Annotated in this window: 21 protein-coding genes; 4 read left to right on the forward strand and 17 right to left on the reverse strand. The window is 70.6% G+C overall.

Annotated elements, in window-relative coordinates; genetic code table 11:
* Window positions 1–2: 2 nt before the first annotated feature.
* The 15 genes from rplE to AZE13_RS14025 all read right to left on the reverse strand — a co-directional run bounded on the left by rplE (window position 3) and on the right by AZE13_RS14025 (window position 8297).
* A complete protein-coding gene (rplE, locus tag AZE13_RS13955; protein ID WP_016571061.1) occupies window positions 3–563 on the reverse strand; it encodes a 50S ribosomal protein L5 in 561 nt (186 codons plus the stop codon).
* Window positions 563–886 carry a 50S ribosomal protein L24 gene (gene rplX / locus AZE13_RS13960; protein ID WP_046927446.1) on the reverse strand — a complete coding sequence of 108 codons (324 nt, stop codon included), beginning with the start codon at window positions 884–886 and terminating at the stop codon, window positions 563–565. Before rplX ends, rplE begins: the two co-directional genes overlap by 1 nt.
* A 3-nt stretch (window positions 887–889) precedes the next feature.
* Window positions 890–1258 (reverse strand): 50S ribosomal protein L14, encoded by a 369-nt coding sequence (rplN, locus tag AZE13_RS13965; protein ID WP_003998823.1) that lies wholly within the window; start codon window positions 1256–1258, stop codon window positions 890–892.
* Between the two features lie 98 nt (window positions 1259–1356).
* Window positions 1357–1638 carry a 30S ribosomal protein S17 gene (gene rpsQ / locus AZE13_RS13970; protein WP_019888756.1) on the reverse strand — a complete coding sequence of 94 codons (282 nt, stop codon included), beginning with the start codon at window positions 1636–1638 and terminating at the stop codon, window positions 1357–1359.
* The gene (rpmC, locus tag AZE13_RS13975; RefSeq protein ID WP_066930861.1) at window positions 1638–1862 is read right to left on the reverse strand and encodes a 50S ribosomal protein L29; all 225 of its coding nucleotides are present in this window, start codon (window positions 1860–1862) and stop codon (window positions 1638–1640) included. The genes rpsQ and rpmC overlap by 1 nt, the downstream gene beginning before the upstream one ends.
* A complete protein-coding gene (gene rplP / locus AZE13_RS13980) occupies window positions 1862–2281 on the reverse strand; it encodes a 50S ribosomal protein L16 (protein ID WP_066930862.1) in 420 nt (139 codons plus the stop codon). The genes rpmC and rplP overlap by 1 nt, the downstream gene beginning before the upstream one ends.
* A 5-nt stretch (window positions 2282–2286) precedes the next feature.
* Complete coding sequence (rpsC, locus tag AZE13_RS13985) at window positions 2287–3105, reverse strand: 30S ribosomal protein S3 (protein ID WP_066930864.1); 819 nt, start codon at window positions 3103–3105, stop codon at window positions 2287–2289.
* Window positions 3105–3452, reverse strand: a complete 348-nt coding sequence (gene rplV, locus AZE13_RS13990) for a 50S ribosomal protein L22 (protein WP_043264895.1) — start codon at window positions 3450–3452, stop codon at window positions 3105–3107. The genes rpsC and rplV overlap by 1 nt, the downstream gene beginning before the upstream one ends.
* Before the next feature lie 43 nt (window positions 3453–3495).
* A complete protein-coding gene (gene rpsS, locus AZE13_RS13995; RefSeq protein WP_004571826.1) occupies window positions 3496–3777 on the reverse strand; it encodes a 30S ribosomal protein S19 in 282 nt (93 codons plus the stop codon).
* A 12-nt stretch (window positions 3778–3789) separates the two neighbouring features.
* Window positions 3790–4626 carry a 50S ribosomal protein L2 gene (gene rplB, locus AZE13_RS14000; protein ID WP_066930866.1) on the reverse strand — a complete coding sequence of 279 codons (837 nt, stop codon included), beginning with the start codon at window positions 4624–4626 and terminating at the stop codon, window positions 3790–3792.
* A gap of 39 nt (window positions 4627–4665) precedes the next feature.
* Complete coding sequence (gene rplW, locus AZE13_RS14005) at window positions 4666–4989, reverse strand: 50S ribosomal protein L23 (RefSeq protein ID WP_066930868.1); 324 nt, start codon at window positions 4987–4989, stop codon at window positions 4666–4668.
* Window positions 4989–5642, reverse strand: a complete 654-nt coding sequence (gene rplD / locus AZE13_RS14010; protein ID WP_066930869.1) for a 50S ribosomal protein L4 — start codon at window positions 5640–5642, stop codon at window positions 4989–4991. The genes rplW and rplD overlap by 1 nt, the downstream gene beginning before the upstream one ends.
* A gap of 8 nt (window positions 5643–5650) precedes the next feature.
* Window positions 5651–6295 carry a 50S ribosomal protein L3 gene (gene rplC, locus AZE13_RS14015; protein WP_066930871.1) on the reverse strand — a complete coding sequence of 215 codons (645 nt, stop codon included), beginning with the start codon at window positions 6293–6295 and terminating at the stop codon, window positions 5651–5653.
* A gap of 14 nt (window positions 6296–6309) precedes the next feature.
* On the reverse strand, window positions 6310–6618 hold the full coding sequence (gene rpsJ / locus AZE13_RS14020; RefSeq protein WP_003948644.1) for a 30S ribosomal protein S10: 309 nt from the start codon (window positions 6616–6618) through the stop codon (window positions 6310–6312).
* Between the two features lie 458 nt (window positions 6619–7076).
* Complete coding sequence (locus AZE13_RS14025; RefSeq protein ID WP_066930873.1) at window positions 7077–8297, reverse strand: cytochrome P450; 1221 nt, start codon at window positions 8295–8297, stop codon at window positions 7077–7079.
* A gap of 318 nt (window positions 8298–8615) precedes the next feature.
* Between AZE13_RS14025 and AZE13_RS14030 the strand changes: the two genes are divergently transcribed.
* The 4 genes from AZE13_RS14030 to AZE13_RS14045 all read left to right on the forward strand — a co-directional run bounded on the left by AZE13_RS14030 (window position 8616) and on the right by AZE13_RS14045 (window position 15762).
* Entirely contained in the window at window positions 8616–10010 is a 1395-nt protein-coding gene (locus tag AZE13_RS14030) for an acyltransferase domain-containing protein (protein WP_066930875.1), read from the forward strand.
* 130 nt (window positions 10011–10140) lie between these two features.
* A complete protein-coding gene (locus tag AZE13_RS14035) occupies window positions 10141–11094 on the forward strand; it encodes a class I SAM-dependent methyltransferase (protein WP_066930877.1) in 954 nt (317 codons plus the stop codon).
* A gap of 10 nt (window positions 11095–11104) precedes the next feature.
* Window positions 11105–14467: an ACP S-malonyltransferase gene (gene fabD / locus AZE13_RS14040; protein WP_066930879.1), complete on the forward strand. Its 3363-nt coding sequence runs from the start codon at window positions 11105–11107 to the stop codon at window positions 14465–14467.
* A 50-nt stretch (window positions 14468–14517) separates the two neighbouring features.
* Entirely contained in the window at window positions 14518–15762 is a 1245-nt protein-coding gene (locus tag AZE13_RS14045; protein WP_066930881.1) for a cytochrome P450 family protein, read from the forward strand.
* 107 nt (window positions 15763–15869) lie between these two features.
* On the opposite strand, the gene AZE13_RS14050 is transcribed toward AZE13_RS14045, so the two are convergent.
* Together AZE13_RS14050 and AZE13_RS14055 are read right to left on the reverse strand one after the other, a co-directional pair.
* On the reverse strand, window positions 15870–17057 hold the full coding sequence (locus tag AZE13_RS14050; protein WP_066930883.1) for a cytochrome P450: 1188 nt from the start codon (window positions 17055–17057) through the stop codon (window positions 15870–15872).
* 228 nt (window positions 17058–17285) lie between these two features.
* A complete protein-coding gene (locus AZE13_RS14055; protein ID WP_066930885.1) occupies window positions 17286–18425 on the reverse strand; it encodes an acyltransferase family protein in 1140 nt (379 codons plus the stop codon).
* Window positions 18426–18466 lie beyond the last annotated feature (41 nt).

Raw genomic sequence — 18466 nt, forward strand, 5'->3', positions numbered from 1 at the left:
GCTCACGCCTCCTTGAACGGGAAGCCGAGGTGACGAAGGAGGGCGCGGCCCTCGTCGTCGTTGGTCGCCGTGGTGACCACGGTGATGTCCATACCCCGGGTACGGTCGATCTTGTCCTGGTCGATCTCGTGGAACATGACCTGCTCCGTGAGACCGAAGGTGTAGTTGCCCCGACCGTCGAACTGCTTCGGGGACAGACCACGGAAGTCGCGGATGCGCGGCAGCGCCAGCGACAGCAGGCGGTCCAGGAACTCCCACATGCGGTCACCGCGGAGGGTGACGTGGGCACCGATCGGCTGGCCCTCGCGCAGCTTGAACTGCGCGATGGACTTACGGGCCTTGGTGACGGCCGGCTTCTGGCCGGTGATCGTGGTGAGGTCGCGGATGGCGCCCTCGATCAGCTTGGAGTCGCGGGCGGCGTCGCCCACACCCATGTTGACCACGATCTTGGTCAGACCGGGGATCTGCATGACGTTCTCGTAGGAGAACTCGTCCTTCAGCTTCCCGGCGATCTCTTCGCGGTAGCGCGTCTTGAGACGCGGCGCGTTGGTGGTGGCAGTCATCAGATGTCCTCACCGGTCCGCTTGGCAACGCGGATCTTGTTGCCCTCGTCGTCGAAGCGGTACCCGACGCGGGTGACGACCTTCTTGCCGTCCTTCTCCACGACCAGCTGGACGTTGGAGACGTGGACGGGGGCCTCGGTCGTCACGATGCCGCCGGTCTTCGAACCACGAGCGGTCTGTCCGGCCTTGGTGTGCTTCTTGACCCGGTTGACACCCTCGACCAGGACGCGGTCCTCGCGGGGGAAGGCCTGGATGACCTTGCCCTGCTTGCCCTTGTCCTTACCGGTGATGACCTGGACCAGGTCGCCCTTCTTGATCTTCATCGGTTACAGCACCTCCGGCGCGAGCGAGATGATCTTCATGAACTTCTTCTCGCGCAGCTCACGGCCCACGGGGCCGAAGATACGGGTGCCGCGGGGGTCGCCATCGTTCTTGAGGATGACGGCCGCGTTCTCGTCGAAGCGGATGTACGAGCCGTCCGGACGGCGGCGCTCCTTGACGGTACGAACGATGACCGCCTTGACGACGTCACCCTTCTTCACGTTGCCACCGGGGATCGCGTCCTTGACGGTGGCAACGATGACGTCACCGATGCCCGCGTAGCGGCGACCGGAACCACCGAGAACACGGATGCAAAGGATTTCCTTCGCACCAGTGTTGTCGGCGACACGCAGTCGCGACTCCTGCTGGATCACGTCTATCTCCTGTTTGTCTGCCGGTTCCCCCGGGGCAGTTCAGCGAACTGCCCCGGGAGCCTGGCGGAACGAACTCCGAGGGAATACCCCTCGGAGAATTACTTGGCCTTCTCGAGGATCTCGACGACGCGCCAGCGCTTCGTCGCGGACAGCGGCCGGGTCTCCATGAGGAGGACGCGGTCGCCGACACCCGCGGCGTTCTGCTCGTCGTGCGCCTTGAGCTTGTTGGTACGGCGGATGACCTTGCCGTACAGCGCGTGCTTGACGCGGTCCTCGACGGCGACGACGACGGTCTTGTCCATCTTGTCGCTGACGACCAGACCCTCACGGGTCTTGCGGAAACCGCGCTCGTTCGTCTCAGTCACATTCTTCTCGCTCATCAGGCGCTCTCCACCGTCTCGATGCCCAGCTCGCGCTCACGCATCAGGGTGTAGATCCGGGCGATGTCCTTGCGGACGGCCTTCAGCCGGCCGTGGTTCTCGAGCTGTCCGGTCGCCGCCTGGAAGCGGAGGTTGAACAGCTCCTCCTTGGCCTCACGAAGCTTGGCAACGAGGTCCTCGTTGCTCAGCTCGCGCAGCTCGGTCGCCTTGGTACCGGCCGCCATCACGACTCACCTGCCTCGCGCCGGACGATCCGGCACTTCATCGGAAGCTTGTGGGCGGCGCGGGTCAGCGCCTCCTTAGCAACCTTTTCGTTCGGGAAGGACAGCTCGAACATCACCCGACCGGGCTTGACGTTCGCGACCCACCACTCCGGAGAACCCTTACCGGAACCCATGCGGGTCTCGGCCGGCTTCTTCGTCAGCGGACGGTCGGGGTAGATGTTGATCCACACCTTGCCGCCACGCTTGATGTGACGGGTCATGGCGATACGAGCGGACTCGATCTGCCGGTTCGTCACGTAGGCCGGGGTGACGGCCTGGATTCCGTACTCACCGAAGGCCAGCTCGGTGCCACCCTTGGCCATGCCGTGGCGCTTCGGGTGGTGCTGCTTGCGGTGCTTGACCCTGCGAGGGATCAGCATGTCGGTCAGGCCTCCGTTCCGGGGGTCTCCGCCGGAGCAGCGGCAGCGGCCTCGGCCTTGGGGGCCTCGGCAGCGGCGGACTGCTGCGGCTTGCGGCCGCGGCCGCCGCGCTCGCCACCACGACGCGGGCGGTCGCTGCCGCCGCGGGCCGGGCGGTTGCCCGCACGGGCGGCGGCGTTCTCGGCACGCACCTCGGCGATGTTCTTGACGTCGCCCTTGTAGATCCAGACCTTCACGCCGATCCGGCCGAAGGTGGTCTTGGCCTCGAAGAAGCCGTAGTCGACGTTCGCGCGGAGCGTGTGCAGGGGCACCCGGCCCTCGCGGTAGAACTCCGAGCGGGACATCTCGGCACCGCCGAGACGGCCACCGCACTGGATCTTGATGCCCTTGGCGCCGGCCTTCATCGTCGACTGCATGCTCTTGCGCATGGCGCGACGGAAGGAGACGCGGGAGGACAGCTGCTCGGCGACGGCCTGGGCCACCAGCTGGGCATCGGTCTCGGGGTTCTTGACCTCGAGGATGTTCAGCTGGACCTGCTTGCCGGTCAGCTTCTCCAGCTCACCGCGGATGCGGTCGGCCTCGGCGCCGCGGCGGCCGATGACGATGCCCGGGCGAGCGGTGTGGATGTCGACGCGGACGCGCTCACGGGTGCGCTCGATCTCCACCTTGGAGATACCGGCGCGCTCCATGCCCTTCGTCATCATGCGACGAATGGCGACGTCTTCCTTGACGTAGTCCTTGTACAGCTTGTCGGCGTACCAGCGGGACTTGAAGTCCGTCGTGACGCCGAGCCGGAACCCGTGCGGGTTTACCTTCTGGCCCATTACCGGGTTCCTTCCTTGCTGCTGACGACCACGGTGATGTGGCTGGTCCGCTTGCGGATCCGGTAGGCACGGCCCTGGGCACGCGGACGGAACCGCTTCAGGGTCGGGCCCTCGTCGACGTACGCCTCGCTGATGAACAGCGTGGAGGCGTCCGTGTGGTCGTAGTTGTGCGCGGCGTTGGCAATGGCGCTGTCCAGCACCTTGCCCACCGGCACGCTCGCGGCCTGCGGGGCGAAACGCAGGACCGCCTGAGCCTCCGTGGCATCCATGCCACGGATGAGGTCCACCACGCGGCGGGCCTTCATGGGCGTGACGCGGATGTACCGCGCCTGGGCCCTGGCTTCCATGGTTGTCCCTTCGGTGTCAGTCATAGTCTTCGCACTCCGCCGATCAGCGACGACGCGACTTGCGGTCGTCCTTCTCGTGGCCGCGGAAGGTGCGGGTCGGCGCGAACTCGCCGAGCTTGTGGCCGACCATCGACTCGGTGACGAACACCGGGACGTGCTTGCGGCCGTCGTGCACCGCGATCGTGTGGCCGAGCATGGCCGGGACGATCATCGAGCGGCGGGACCAGGTCTTGATGACGTTCTTGGTGCCGGCTTCGTTCTGGACATCCACCTTCTTGGCGAGGTGGTCGTCGACGAAGGGCCCCTTCTTGAGACTGCGCGGCATCTAAACCCGCTCCTAGCGCTTCTTGTTCGTCTTGCGGCGGCGGACGATGTACTTGTTGCTGGCCTTCTTCGGCGAGCGAGTACGACCCTCCTTCTTGCCCCACGGCGAGACCGGGTGGCGACCACCGGAGGTCTTGCCCTCACCACCACCGTGCGGGTGGTCGACCGGGTTCATCACGACACCACGCACGGTCGGGCGGACGCCCTTCCAGCGCATACGGCCGGCCTTGCCCCAGTTGATGTTCGACTGCTCGGCGTTGCCGACCTCGCCGACGGTGGCGCGGCAGCGCACGTCGACCAGGCGGATCTCACCGGACGGCATACGAAGGTGGGCCATCGAGCCCTCCCTCGCCAGCAGCTGCACGGAGGCACCGGCCGAGCGGGCGAACTTCGCACCGCCGCCCGGACGCAGCTCGATCGCGTGGATCGTCGTACCCACGGGGATGTGGCGCAGCGGCAGGTTGTTGCCGGGCTTGATGTCGGCACCGGGGCCGTTCTCAATCCGGTCACCCTGGCTCAGGCCACGGGGCGCGATGATGTAGCGCTTCTCGCCGTCTGCGTAGTGCAGCAGCGCGATGCGCGCGGTGCGGTTCGGGTCGTACTCGATGTGCGCGACCTTGGCCGGCACGCCGTCCTTGTCGTGACGACGGAAGTCGATCACGCGGTAGGCGCGCTTGTGGCCACCGCCCTGGTGGCGAACGGTCACACGACCGGCGTTGTTACGGCCGCCCTTGCTGTGCAGCGGGCGGACCAGCGACTTCTCCGGCGTGGACCGCGTGATCTCGACAAAGTCGGCGACGCTGGAGCCACGACGGCCCGGGGTCGTCGGCTTGTACTTGCGGATACCCATTTCTCAGTCCTCGTCCGATTCCGGACGACTCGGACTCCGTTAGGAGACCGGGCCGCCGAAGATGTCGATACGGTCGCCCTCGGCGAGGGTCACGATGGCGCGCTTGGTGTTGGCGCGCTTACCGAAACCGGTGCGGGTGCGCTTGCGCTTGCCCTGCCGGTTGATCGTGTTGACCCCGGTGACCTTGACCGAGAAGACCGCCTCGACGGCCTGCTTGATCTGGGTCTTGTTGGCACGCGGGTCGACGACGAACGTGTACTTGTTCTCGTCCAGCAGCGCGTAGCTCTTCTCCGACACGACCGGCTTGACGAGCACGTCACGCGGGTCGGTGAAGGTCTTGCTGGTGACGACGGCCTCGGTCATCAGGCGTCGCTCCCTTCGGTCTCAGCGTTGGCCTTGGGGCCAGACACGAAGGACTCGAAGGCGGCCTTGGTGAAGACCACGTCGTCGGAGACGAGCACGTCGTACGTGTTCAGCTGGCCCGGCTCCAGGATGTGGACCTGGGGCAGGTTGCGGGCGGAGAGCCACGCGGCCTCGTCGCTGCGCTCGGCGACCAGGAGCACGTTCTTGCGCTCGCTGACCTTGCCCAGCAGGGACTTGGCGGCCTTGGTGGAAACCGCGCCCTCGACCACGCCGGAAACGACGTGGATGCGGCTGTGGCGGGCCCGGTCGGTGAGGGCACCGCGCAGGGCGGCGGCCTTCATCTTCTTCGGGGTCCGCTGGCTGTAGTCACGCGGCACGGGGCCGTGGACGATGCCACCGCCGGCGAACTGCGGCGCACGGGTCGAACCCTGACGCGCCCGGCCGGTGCCCTTCTGGCGGTACGGCTTCTTGCCACCGCCGCGGACCTCGCCGCGGGTCTTGGTCTTGTGCGTGCCCTGACGGGCCGCGGCCAGCTGCGCGACAACGACCTGGTGGATCAGCGGAACGCTGACCTTGGCGTCGAAGATCTCCGCGGGGAGCTCGACGGACCCGGCCTTGTCGCCTGCCGGCGAAAGGATGTCAATGGTGCTCATCGGTTACCTCAGGCCCCCTTGGCCGCGGTACGGACCAGGACGAGGCCGCCGTTCGGACCAGGAACTGCGCCCTTGATGAGCAGCAGACCCTTCTCCGCGTCAACGGCGTGGACGGTCAGGTTCTGGGTGGTGACCCGCTCATTGCCCATACGGCCGGCCATCCGCATGCCCTTGAACACGCGGCCCGGGGTGGCGCAGCCACCGATGGAGCCCGGCTTACGGTGCACGCGGTGCGCACCGTGCGAGGCCTTGCCGCCGCCGAAGCCGTGACGCTTCATGACACCGGCGAAGCCCTTGCCCTTGCTCTTGCCGGTCACGTCCACCTTGGCGCCGGACTCGAAGGTCTCAGCGGTCAGCTCCTGGCCGAGGGTGTACTCGGACGCATCCGTGGTACGGACCTCGACGAGGTGACGACGGGGGGTGACGTCGGCCTTCGCGAAGTGGCCCTTGAGGGGCTTGTTCACCTTGCGCGGGTCGATCTCGCCGAAGGCGATCTGGACGGAGTCGTAGCCGTCCTTGTCATTGGTGCGCACCTGGGTAACGACGCAGGGGCCGGCCTTCACCACGGTCACCGGGACGACACGGTTGTTCTCGTCCCAGACCTGGGTCATGCCGAGCTTCTCGCCCAGGATGCCCTTGATCTGCTTAGCCATCTCTTCCGCGCCTCTCAGAGCTTGATCTCGATGTCAACGCCGGCCGGAAGGTCCAGGCGCATCAGCGAGTCAACGGTCTTGGGCGTCGGGTCGAGGATGTCGATCAGGCGCTTGTGCGTGCGCATCTCGAAGTGCTCGCGCGAGTCCTTGTACTTGTGCGGCGACTTGATGACGCAGTACACGTTCTTCTCAGTGGGCAGCGGCACCGGGCCCGCGACCGACGCACCAGTGCGGGTCACCGTCTCGACGATCTTCTTCGCCGAGGAGTCGATGACCTCGTGGTCGTAGGCCTTGAGCCGGATGCGGATCTTCTGTCCCGCCATGGCTACTTCGTAGTCCTGTCTCTCGTAACGCTCTGGGACCCGGCGGGGACAACACTCTTCTCCGACCCTTCGACCCACGCGGTCGGGCGTGTCGCGCCCCTTCTCGTAGCTCCCCGCACAGGAGATCCTTCAAGAAGGAAGAGGCAGGGGAAGAACACCCACCGGGCGCCTGGCCGAGGCACCCCGCTGACGCTTCCCGGAAGATTCCCGTATTTCCGACCCTGAGAAGGGACGACGAATACCTGGGACTCGCTTCCGGTCCTCCCGGCGGGAGGCGCGCAGCATCGGCACTCAACCGAGCAACCCATGCAGTGTGCCATACGGGCGAAACACGCGCCAATCCAGACCGCCGGGCCGGACCGAGAACGAGCTGGGCACGGCGCGCAACCATGTGTGAGGCGAAACACGCGCCAATCCAGACCGCCGGGCCGGACCGAGAACCGTATGAGGCGAGACTCTCACCACTCGACGGGCAGGGACTCCAGGCTGCTGATCGCCGAGCCGGGCTTCATCCGCAGGGCGGACCCGGGCACCGCCAGGCGCAGCGCCGGCATCCGGTGCAGCAGACCCTTCAGCGCCTCCTGGAGCTGCACGCGAGCCAGCTGGGCGCCCAGACAGTAGTGGATTCCGGCGCCGAAGCCCAGGTGCTGGTTGTCGGTGCGGGTCAGGTCGAGGCGTTCGGGGTCCGGGAACGCCAGCGGGTCGCGGTTGGCGGCGGCCAGGGCGGGCAGGACGAGCTTGCCCGCGGGGATCGTCACCCCGGAGAGCTCGACCTCCTCGGTGGTCAGCCGCGGTCCGCTGGCCCCGCTCATCACCAGGGGCACGAAGCGCAGCAGCTCCTCCACGGCGCGCGGGATCGCGTCCGGGTCGGTGCGCAGCCGCTCGATCTCCTCGGGGCGGCGCAGCAGCGTCACCAGGAACATGGTGATCAGGCTGGCCGTGGTGTCGTTGCCCGCGCTCAGCAGCCCGACGCACTGGGCGATCAGCTCGCTCTCGGAGAGCTTGTCGCCCTCGTCGCGGGCGGCGATCAGCTCGGTCATCAGGTCGTCGCCGGGTTCCGCGCGCTTGGCGGCGATCAGCTCGGTGAAGTACGCCTTGAGCGCGACGGTGGCGGCGTTGCGCTCCCGCTCGTCGCGCAGCCAGTCGATGAGCGCCGCCGACCACTTCTGGAAGTCGTCGTGGTCCGCGGCGGGGACGCCGAGCATGCCGCAGATCACCGCGTTGGGGATCGGCGTGGCGAAGTGCCGGACCAGGTCGACCGGGCGGGGCAGGGTCTCCAGCGCGTCCAGGCGCTCCTCGACCAGGGCGGCCACGGTGGGCCGCATCCCCTCCACGCGGCGGGCGCTGAAGGCGCGGGAGACCAGCCGGCGGATCCGGGTGTGCTCGGGGGCGTCCATGCCGACCAGGGACTGGCTGATCAGGGCGCCGTGCTCGGTCTCCGCGACCTCGGGGCGAGCGGCGGTGAGCCGGCTGCTGAAGCGGGGGTCGGTCAGGATCCGGCGGACGTCGGCGTAGCGGGTGACCAGCCAGGCCGGCGTGCCGTCGGGCAGCTTCACCTGGAGCACGGGGTGCGTGGCGCGGGCCTCGGCCAGTCCGGGAGCGGGCAGGCAGGCCTCGGGCGCGTCGGCGAAGGGGAACGGTACCGGCGCGGCGGTCCGGGCCGTGTCTGCTGTGTGCATGGATGCTCTCTGTCCGTGGTGGCGTGACGGTGCGGCGCTGCGGCGCGGGAGCGGCGGATGCCGGACGCGTCGGCAACGTAGCAAGCGGGCGGGGCGGGAGGTACCCGAGAACGTGCCGGGGCATCCCCTACTTTTCCGGCCCGGCCCCTATAAGGGCGCGGATCGCTTCTCGGCGCTGGTGGGCTTGTCTAGCGTGGCGCCGTTGAGCCGAGGAAAGGTGTCCCGAAGGTGACCGTTTCTGCCCCGTCCGCCCCGCCTTCCCCGTCCTCTCCCCCGTCCGCCGCGCCCTCGGCGCCGGGCATGACTTCCGCGCCGGACATGGCTTCCGCGCCGGGCGGCCCGGCGGCGCACGACGCCTGTCTCCTGCCGCTGTCCGCGCCCTCGGCCGGCGGGCTGGCCGCACTGCTGGGCTCGTACCGGGAGCTGGCCCGGGCCGCCGCGGACGGGCGGGGCGGGCCGGAGCCGGCGGCGCTGTGCCGGGCGGCGATGGACGCGCCGCACCACGAGCACCGGGCCTTCGCCGTCGCCCACTCGTACGCCGGACTGGTGGAGGCCCTCGACATGGCCGCGGAGCCCGGAGGGGTGACGGACGGGGCGCCGCCGCGGAGCGAGCGCGGGCTGGTGTTCGTCTTCGCCGGGCAGGGCCACCAGTGGTTCGGGATGGGCCGGGAACTGCTGCGCACCGAGCCGGCGTTCCGGGCCGCCGTGGCGCGGTGCGAGGCCGCCGTACGCCGTCATGTGGACTTCTCCGTACGGGAGCAGCTGGCCCTGGACGAGGACGAGTCCCGGATCGGCGAGATCGACGTGCTGCAACCCGTGCTGTTCACGGTGCAGGTCGCGCTGGCCGAGCTGTGGCGGTCCTGGGGCATCGAGCCGGATGCCGTGGTGGGCCACAGCATGGGCGAGATCGCCGCGGCGCATATCGCGGGCGCGCTGTCGCTGGAGGACGCCGCGATGATCGCCTGCCGGCGCAGCGCGCTGCTGCGCCGGATCAGCGGCAAGGGCGCGCTGGCGGTGGCCGAGCTGTCGCCCGAGGAGGCGGCGGGGCTGGCCGCGGGGACCGGGGGGCGGGTGAGCGTCGCCGGTTTCAACAGCCCGGTGCTCAGCGTGCTGGCGGGGGACGCCGACTCGCTGGAGGAGATCACCGGCCGGCTGGACGCGCAGGACGTCTACTGCAAGCTGATCAAGGGGACGGTCGCCTCGCACAGCCATTACGTGGAGGAGCTGCGGGACGACCTGGCGGTGGCGCTGAAGGACCTGCGCCCCGGGCGGGCCAGGGTGCCGATGTACTCCACGGTGACCCGGGAGCGGCTGACCGGGACCGAGCTGACCGCCCCGTACTGGATGCGCAACCTGCGCGAGCCGGTGCGCTTCGCCGAGACGGTGACCGCGCTGCGGGCCCGGGGCTTCGGGGTGTTCCTGGAGATCAGCGCCCACCCGGTGCTGACCGGCTCGGTCCAGCAGTGCCTGGAGCACGGCGGGCTGACCGGACGGGCGCTGCCCTCCGGACGGCGCAGGGCCGAGCGGTCCTCGGTCCTGACCTCGCTGGGGTCGCTGTACGCGCTGGGGCGCGACCCGCGGTGGGCGGCGGTCGGCCGCGCCGGCTCCCCCGCCCGGCCGGCGCTCACCCCGTACCAGGCCGCGCTGGCCTCCGCCGTCCTGGGCCCGGGCCCGGCGGCTCCCGCCGGCCGGGGCGCGGCCGACCGTGCGTGACCTCCTCGCCGCCCCCCGGTGATCTGGGGGTCCGTAGGGGGGATTAGGGGTGTCTTGCCCGCCGGGGCCGGTCATAGCCTGCGCACGCCGGTGACCTTCCGGGCCCCAAGCATGCGCACGAGAGGAAGACATGGCCGCCTCCAAGGTGTTCACCGAGTTCAGCGAGGGACTCGGGACAATCAATTCCAGTGACAGCGGGCAGGGCCCGGACCGTGCGGTCAGCGACCGGATCAAGGGCGCCACGTCCTCGTCGTACGACATGGCGGCGACCGCCTCGTCGCAGGGCGACATCTGGAACTGGGGCATGCACGACGACACCCTGCTGCGCGAGATCCGCGCACTGGTCCCCGGCTTCGCGGACTACGACACCGACGGGTACTCCGAGCAGCTGTACTTCCTCGCGCTGCGCGATCTGCCCATTGGGCTCGCGGAGCTGGCCGGCGCCTCCGTCCTGGAGGTCGGCTGCGGGCTGGGCGAGGGGCTGAACTTCCTGTCCCGGCTGATCGACGCCGAGCGGGTGACCGGTCTGGACCTGTCCCCGCAGGCCATCACCCGCGCCACCACCCGCCTCTCCCGCGGCCGGCGGCTGCACTTCGTCCAGGGCGACGCGGAGAACCTGCCGTTCGAGGACGGCGAGCTGGACCTGGTCATCAACATCGAGAGCTCGCACACCTACCCGGACTTCGGCCGGTTCCTGGACGAGGTGGCCCGGGTGCTCAAGCCGGGCGGCCACTTCTCGCACATCGACACCTTCACCGCGCCGCGCTACGCGCAGATGACGCGGCACAAGGAGGAGTCCCGGGGGCTGGCGTGGATCCACGAGCGGGACATCTCCGAGGAGGTGCGGACCTCGATCCGGCGCCGGATGACCGCGGGCAGCCACTTCCAGCGGACCTTCGCCGAGAAGCGGATGTCGCCGGTGGCGCGGCTGGTCGGGCGGCAGGTGCGCCGGACCATCTTCGGGGCGAAGTTCGCCGGCTTCCCCGACACCGCGCTGACCAAGGCCCTCAAGAAGGCGGGCGCCGTCCCGTCGCTGCAAGGGCTGCCGGACAGCTACCGGCACCACATCGCCAGGAAGGGCTGAGCCCGGCCCCATGAGCCTGAGCAACGTCTTCCTCTTCGCCGGCCAGGGATCGCAGTACCACCACATGGGCGGCTGGTTCTACGAGCACGACGAGGTGTTCCGGGACACCCTGCGCGACCTGGACGCGGTGGTGCGCGCCGAGCGCGGCGACTCCGTACTGGAGCGGATCTACGGGCCCGAGCGGCGGCTGGACGAGCCCTTCGACCGGTTCCGCGACAGCCAGCCGGGCATCTTCATGGTCGAGTACGCGCTGGCGCGGAGCCTGATGGCACGGGGTATCCAGCCGGATGCGGTGCTCGGGGCGAGCCTGGGAGAGGTGGCGGCGGCGGCCGTGGCCGAAGCCGTCGACGTGCACGAGTGCCTGGCGCTGCTGGTGCGCCAGGTCGACATCTTCGAGGAGCGCTGCCCGCGCGGCGGGATGCTGGCGGTCCTGGCCGAGCCCGCGCTCTTCGACCGGGAACCGGTCCTGAACGGCCCGCTCGAACTGGCCGCGGTCAACGCGGAGAACAACTTCGTGGTGGCGGGCAAGGCCCCCGACCTGGACCGGGCCGAGGAGCACCTGACCGGGCAGAACATCCTCTTCCAGCGGCTCCCGGTGCCCTACCCCTTCCACTCCTCCCATATCGAGGCCGTACGGGACGAGTTCGTCGCACAGGTCGGCAAGCTCACCCTGCGCCGGCCACGGGTGCCGCTGCTGTCGGGCACCACCGGGGACGAGGTCCGGGAGCTGGACGTCGACCACATCTGGCAGGTGATGCGGCGGCCGTTCGACATCCGGCCGCTGGTGAACCGGCTGCTGCGGGAGGACCGCTGGCGGTATCTGGACCTCGGTCCGTCCGGTTCCATGGCGGGCCTGGTCAATCCCCGGCTGCCGGCCGGCGCGGCGTCCCGGGCGATGCCGCTGCTGTCGCCGTTCTCCCGGGACGGGGCGCTGCTGGAGCGGGTGGTGGAACACCATCGCGCCCTCGCCTCCGCGCCCCGCACACCCACGACACCCCAGACCTCCGAGGCAGCGCAGATGTTCCCCGCCCCTCTGTCCCCCGTGTCCCCGGTATCCCCGCACCCGCTGCGCGTCCATGTCTTTCCCGGTCAGGGCTCGCAGGTCAAGGGCATGGGCAAGGACCTGTTCGACCGGTTCCCCGAGCTGACCGCGCGGGCGGACCGGGTGCTGGGCTACTCGGTCCGCACGCTCTGCGTGGACGACCCCGAACGGAAGCTGAAGCAGACCGAGTTCACCCAGCCGGCGCTGTACGTGGTCGGCGCGCTGTCGCATCTGGCGCTGCTCCAGGTGGGCGGCCGGATGCCGGACTGCGTACTCGGGCACAGCCTGGGTGAGTACGTCGCGCTCTTCGCGGCGGGCGTCTACGACTTCGAGACCGGCCTGCGCCTGGTCCGCAGACGCGGTGAGCTGATGGGACAGGCGAACGGCGGGACGATGGCCGCGGTGGCCGGCTGCGACGCCGAAGCGGTGCGCGGGGTACTGCGCGCGCACGGTCTGGACGCCATCGACATCGCCAATGTCAACACCCCCTCGCAGACCGTGATCGCCGGCCCCGAGGACGCCGTGCAGCGGGCGCTTCCGCTGTTCTCCGCCGAGGCCGGCGCCCGGTGCGTACCGCTGAACGTGAGCGCCGCCTTCCACAGCCGCTATATGGCCGACGCCGCCGACGAGTTCGGGCGCTTCCTGGACAAGTTCGACTTCTTCCCGCCCAAGGTGCCGGTCATCGCCAATGTCGACGCGCGGCCGTACGGGCCCGGTGCCGACGACATCAAGGAGAACCTGCGGCGGCAGATCGACGGCCCCGTGCAGTGGACCGACAGCGTGCGCCGCCTCATGGGCCTGGGCGAGCTGGAGGTGCACGAACTCGGTCCGGGCACCGTACTGACCAAGCTGATCGCCAGAATCCAGGACGAGGCGGAGCCCCTGCCGGCCGAGGAACCCGGGCCGTCCCGGACCACCGGGGCCGCGGGCCGGCCGCAGCGCGACGCGGCGCCCGAGCCCGCGCCCGCCCCCGTGGTGCCGGCGCCCGCCGCTCCCGTCACCGGACGGACACTGGGCTCGGCCGCCTTCCGTACCGCGTACGGCGTCGACTACGCGTACGCGGCCGGCGGCATGCACCACGCGGTCTCCTCGGTGGACTTCGTGGCCCGGATGGCCGGGGCCGGCCTGCTGTCCTTCTTCGGCACCAGCGGCCTGACCGGCACCGAGGTGGCGGACGGCCTGCGGGCGCTGCGCGACCGGCTGGGGGCCGGGGCGCCGTTCGGGGTCAACCTCGCCTACAGCCCGTTCGGCGGGCGGGCCGAGGACGACGTCGTGGACGCGGCGCTGCGCTGCGGCGTCACGGCCCTGGAGGCCGCCGCGTACATCCAGATCACCCCGGCGCTGGTGCGCTACCGGCTCAGCGGTGCCCGGGTGGGACCCGACGGGCGGGCGCACGCCCCGAACCGGCTGCTGGCCAAGGTGACCCGGCCCGACGTGGCCCGGCTGTTCTTCGAGCCGCCGCCCGCCCGGGTCGTCGAACGCCTGCTGGCGGCCGGCGCGATCGGCGCCGAGGAGGCGGCGGCGGCCCCGCTGCTGGCGATGGCCGACGATGTGTGCGCGGTCGGCGATGCCGGCGGCTACACCGACATGGGCGCGCTGCCCGCGCTGCTGCCGTCGGTGCGCCGGCTGCGCGACGAGGTCGCCCGCACGTTCCCGGCGCTGCCCCCGGTGCGGGTGGGCGCCGGTGGCGGCATCGGGTCGCCGGAGGCGGCGGCGGCCGCGTTCGTCCTGGGCGCCGACTTCGTCCTGACCGGGTCGGTCAACGTGTGCACGGCCGAGGCCGGCGTCAGCGGCCGGGTCAAGGACCTGCTGGCGAACCTGGACGTGCACGACACGGTGTACGCGCCGTTCAGCGATCTGTTCGAACTGGGCGGCCGGGCCCGGGTGATGAAGAAGGGCACGCTCTTCCACGCCCGCGCGAACAAGCTGCACGACCTGTGGCGCACGCATGACGACTGGTACGCCATCGACGCCGGGGTCCGCGCGCACATCGAGGAGCGGTACTTCCGGACGCCGTTCGAGTCCGCCTACGCGGAGCTGCGCCGCGGCGCCCCGGCGGGCGAGCCCGAACCGGACCCCAAGCGGCGGATGGCGCTGGTGTTCCGGTGGTACTGCGACCGGTCCCTGCGCTTCGCCATCGCCGGTGAGCCCGGCCGCGAGATGGACTTCCAGGTGTACTGCGGCCCCGCGCTGGGCGCCTGCAACCAGTGGCTCCGGGAGACCGGCCCGGCCTCCTGGCAGGACCGGCACGTCGACGAGATCGGCCGCCGGATCATGGACGAGGCGGGAGAACTGGTCGGTGCCGTCGGGACCGCCGGGAAGTGGCAGTGACGTGGCAGTGAAGTTAAGCGAAGTGAAGTGACGTGCAGAGGAAGGATGCCGTGACAGAGACCGCCCCACCCCCTCGGCAGGAACCGGACCTCGGCGAACCCGGTGCGTACGACCTGTCCGACCCCGCGTTCGTCACCGACCGGGAGGCGGGGCGGCGCTGGCTGACCGCGCCCCGCCCGATCTGCCGGGGCCGGTCGCTGGACGGTTCGCCGTGCTGGGTCGTGACGCGCTACGAGGACGCCAGACTCGTCCTCACCGACCCCCGGTTCACCAGCCGGCCGCCGGGCCAGTCGCACGCCGCGGGCATGCGGGCGCAAGGGGTCCCCGAGGACGTGGTGCCGCTGCTGGACTCGAACCTGCTGTGCATGGACCGCGAGGACCACGGCCGGGTGCGCCCGCTGGTGACGCTGGCCTTCTCGGCCCGCCGCGTCCGGACCATGCGGCCCGCCATCGAGGGGATGGTCGGGGAGCTGCTGGACGCCCTGGACCCGGATGCCGAGAACGACCTGATCGCACGGTTCGCCGACCCGCTGCCGATCCGGGTCGTCTCCCATCTGATCGGGGTGGACGAGGAGCACCGCGAACAGTGGCTCCAGTGGGCCCATACGTTCAACGGCCCCGTCCCCCCGCCGCCGGACGTCCTCGCGCCCGCCCTGCGCGGCATGGTCGAGGTGATCCGGCATCTGATCGCCGAGCGGCGGCGGAAGCCGGGCGACGACCTGCTCTCCGATCTGATTCGTACGCACGACGAGGACGGCGAGCGGCTCACCGACGACGAACTGGCGGCGCTGGCCATTCTGGTGATCCAGGCCGGGCACGACTCGGTGCGCCAGCTGATCGCGCTGGGCGTGCTCACCCTGCTGGAGAATCCGGACCAGTTCGAGCTGATCCGCTCCGGCCGGACCACCTGGTCGAGCGGGCTGGCCGAGATCATGCGCCACGCGGCGCCCGTCAAGCACGCCTTCCGGCGCTTCCCCACCGAGCCGGTCGAGGTGGGCGGGGTCACGGTCACCCCCGGCGAGGGCGTCCTGGTCGTGCTGGCCGCCGCCAACCGCGACCCCGCCGAATTCCCCGACCCCGGCGTCCTGGACGTGACCCGCTCGCCCAACCCGCACCTCGGCTTCAGCCGCGGGCCGCACTTCTGCCCCGGCTCGACGCTGGCCATGACGGAGGTCGAGATCGCGCTGAAGGCGCTGTTCACACGGTTCCCGAAGGTGCGGCTCGCGGTACCGGCCGAGGAGATCGCACCACAGTTCCTGATCGGTGTGCGGCGGCTGCCGGTGCTGCTCGGCTGAGCCCGGCCGGCCCGGGCCCCTCAGGCAGACCTGTGGGCCCGGGCCGGCGGCCGCGGAGTACGAGGTGGCCGGAGACGCCCGGCGCGGTCAGGGAGTGCGGGGCGGGGTCAGGGAGTGCGGGGCGGCCGGAGGGTGACGGGGAGCTCGGCCACGCCGTAGAAGCCCGCGGACTCGAACGGCGGGACCTGCTCCGCGGGTACCGCGAGCCGCATCCGCGGGAAGCGCTCCAGGAGCCGGTCCAACACCACCGCGATGACCTCCCGCGCCAGGTGCTGGCCCAGACAGCGGTGCGCGCCGTGCCCGAAGGCGAGGTGATGGGCGGCGTTGGCGCGGGTCACGTCGAGGGCGTCGGGGTCGGGGAAGACCGCCGTGTCACGGTTGGCGGTCACCAGTGAGGTGACCACCACCTCGCCCCGGGCGATCCGCTCACCGTCCACCTCGGTGTCCTCGGCGGCGACGCGCACCGCGCCCATGTTGTTGAACGGCACGAAGCGCAGCAGCTCCTCGATCGCGTTCGCCCGTATGCCGGGCTCCTCGCGCACCAGACGGAGCTGCTCGGGGCGGCTCATCAGGGCGAGCAGGCCCAGGCCCAGCAGGTGGGCCACGGGGTCGAACCCGGCGATGCGCAGGGAGAGCCCGATCGAGGCGATCTCCGCATCGCCGAAGCCGTCCGGACCGTCCTGCTCCGCGATCAGCTCACCGATCAGGCCCCGGCCGCCCGGACCGTCCCGCTCGGCGCGGACCCGGTCGCGCATGTGCTGCCACATGTCGCGGTACACACCGGTGATCTCCTCGCGGGACAGGCCCGGGTCGATCAGCGCGTCGATCTGCCGTTTGAACCACGCCTGGTCGTCGCCGGGTATCCCGAGCAGGGCACTGGGCACCTGTACGGACACCGGCCAGGCGAGCTCCGCCATGAGGTCGGCGGTCCCGTCGGGCCCGGTCAGGCGGCGCTCCACGGTGTCCAGCAGTCCGTCCACGAGTTCCCGGATCACCGGCGTGAACCGCCGCATCCGGGTCGCGGAGAACTTCTTGGCCAGCACCCTCCGGTGGCGGGCGTGGCCGGGGCCGTCCATCCCGAAGAACCAGCCGGGCGGCGACTGGCCGTCCATGACGGGCGGCAGCTGGTGCAGGGCCGAGCTGAGCCGGTCGCTGCGCAGCGCGGTCCGTACGTCGTCGTACCGGGTCAGCAGCGTGCCCTGCCGGTCGTACTGGAGGCGGATGCGGCTGAGGCCGGGCCGCTCCAGGGCCTGCCGGCAGGGGTCCGGCGGACCCATCGGGCAGCCGCGGGGCATGGATCCCGGTGGGGGGAGGACGGGAGCGGCCGGTTCGGCCGGTGTGGTGGGTGCCGGTGGGGTGGGTGCCGGCCCTGTCGGTGCCGGTTCGGTGGGTGCCGGTTCGGTTGCTTCGGGCGCCGGTGATACGCGGTCCATGGAAGGCTGGCCCTTCTCGCTGGTTCTCTGGGGTGCGCTCCGGCGCGCTCGGGCGGGAGGGCCCGGACGCGCCCCGCGCACCCCCCGGAATCAGGCGCGCGACGGAGCCTCCACGCTCTCGCGCGCCCGTCGCATCGCCCGCGGTACCGCCCAGCGGCGCATCACCGGCCGCTCGACGCCCGCATACAGGGCCCACGCCACCAGGACGGCCACCGCGAACACCAGTACCGCGATCCCCATGCCGGCCGCCGCACCGGCGGCCGGCACACCGGACACCGCGATCAGCAGCGGCCGGTGCACCAGATAGAAGGCGAAGGAGATCTCGCCCAGCCAGGTCATGGTCCGCCCCGCCAGCAGCCCGCTCTCCCCCTGCGTGTCGGCCACGGCGACGGAGGCGATCAGCAGACCGAGGGGGACGACGCCCACCGCGGCCACTCCGAACAGATACGGAACCGCCAGCGCCACCACGTAGGAGAGGGCCACCAGGGCCGCCGCCCGGCCACGCGGCAGCCGGATCCAGCGCCCGCTCAGCACGATCCGGGCGAGCAGGATGCCCAGGACGAACTCCAGCACCCGTACCGGCGGCGCGAAGTTCACGAACCACCACTGCACGAAGGAGAAGTCGAGCGGCGGCGCGACGCGGGGCCGGGCAGGCAGCAGTTGCGCGAGCCACGGTACGGCGACGACGCCCGCGACCGTGCCGAGGGCCGCATGCCACAGCCGCTCCGGCCGGATGCGTCCGGTCCAGCGCATCAGCAGCGGGAACGCGGCGTAGAAGAACACCTCACAGCTCAGCGTCCAACTCACCGTGTTCACACTGTTGATGACGCCGAAATCCGGTACCCACGACTGCACCAGCAGGAGATTGGGCAGCCACCCGGCGAGACTCCGCCCCGTCCACCACAGCAGCACGGCCGTGCACCCGAACGTGACGAGGTGATTCGGGTAGACCTTGAGCAGCCGGCGCCGGAGGAACCGCACCGGCCGGTCTCCCGCGCGGGCCGACCAGGCGAGGACGAATCCGCTGAGGATGAAGAAGAAGGAGACACCGAAGGAACCCGCCCGGTACCACAGAACGGCGAGGAATCCCGGGGCCGCCACCTTGCTGAGCGGATCGGCGAAGGCGTGCCCGAAGAACACCATGGCGGCCGCGAGGAAACGCAGTCCGGTGAGCGACGGAAGCCGCCCCGGGCAGGGCGCGTTCGCGGTTTCCCGTGCGGCAGCCTCCATGGTTCGGCTTCCCCCGTTCTCGTCCGGCGTTCCGGTGTTCG

It is taken from the genome of Streptomyces sp. NBRC 110611 (assembly GCF_001590865.1).
Classification (GTDB): domain Bacteria; phylum Actinomycetota; class Actinomycetes; order Streptomycetales; family Streptomycetaceae; genus Streptomyces.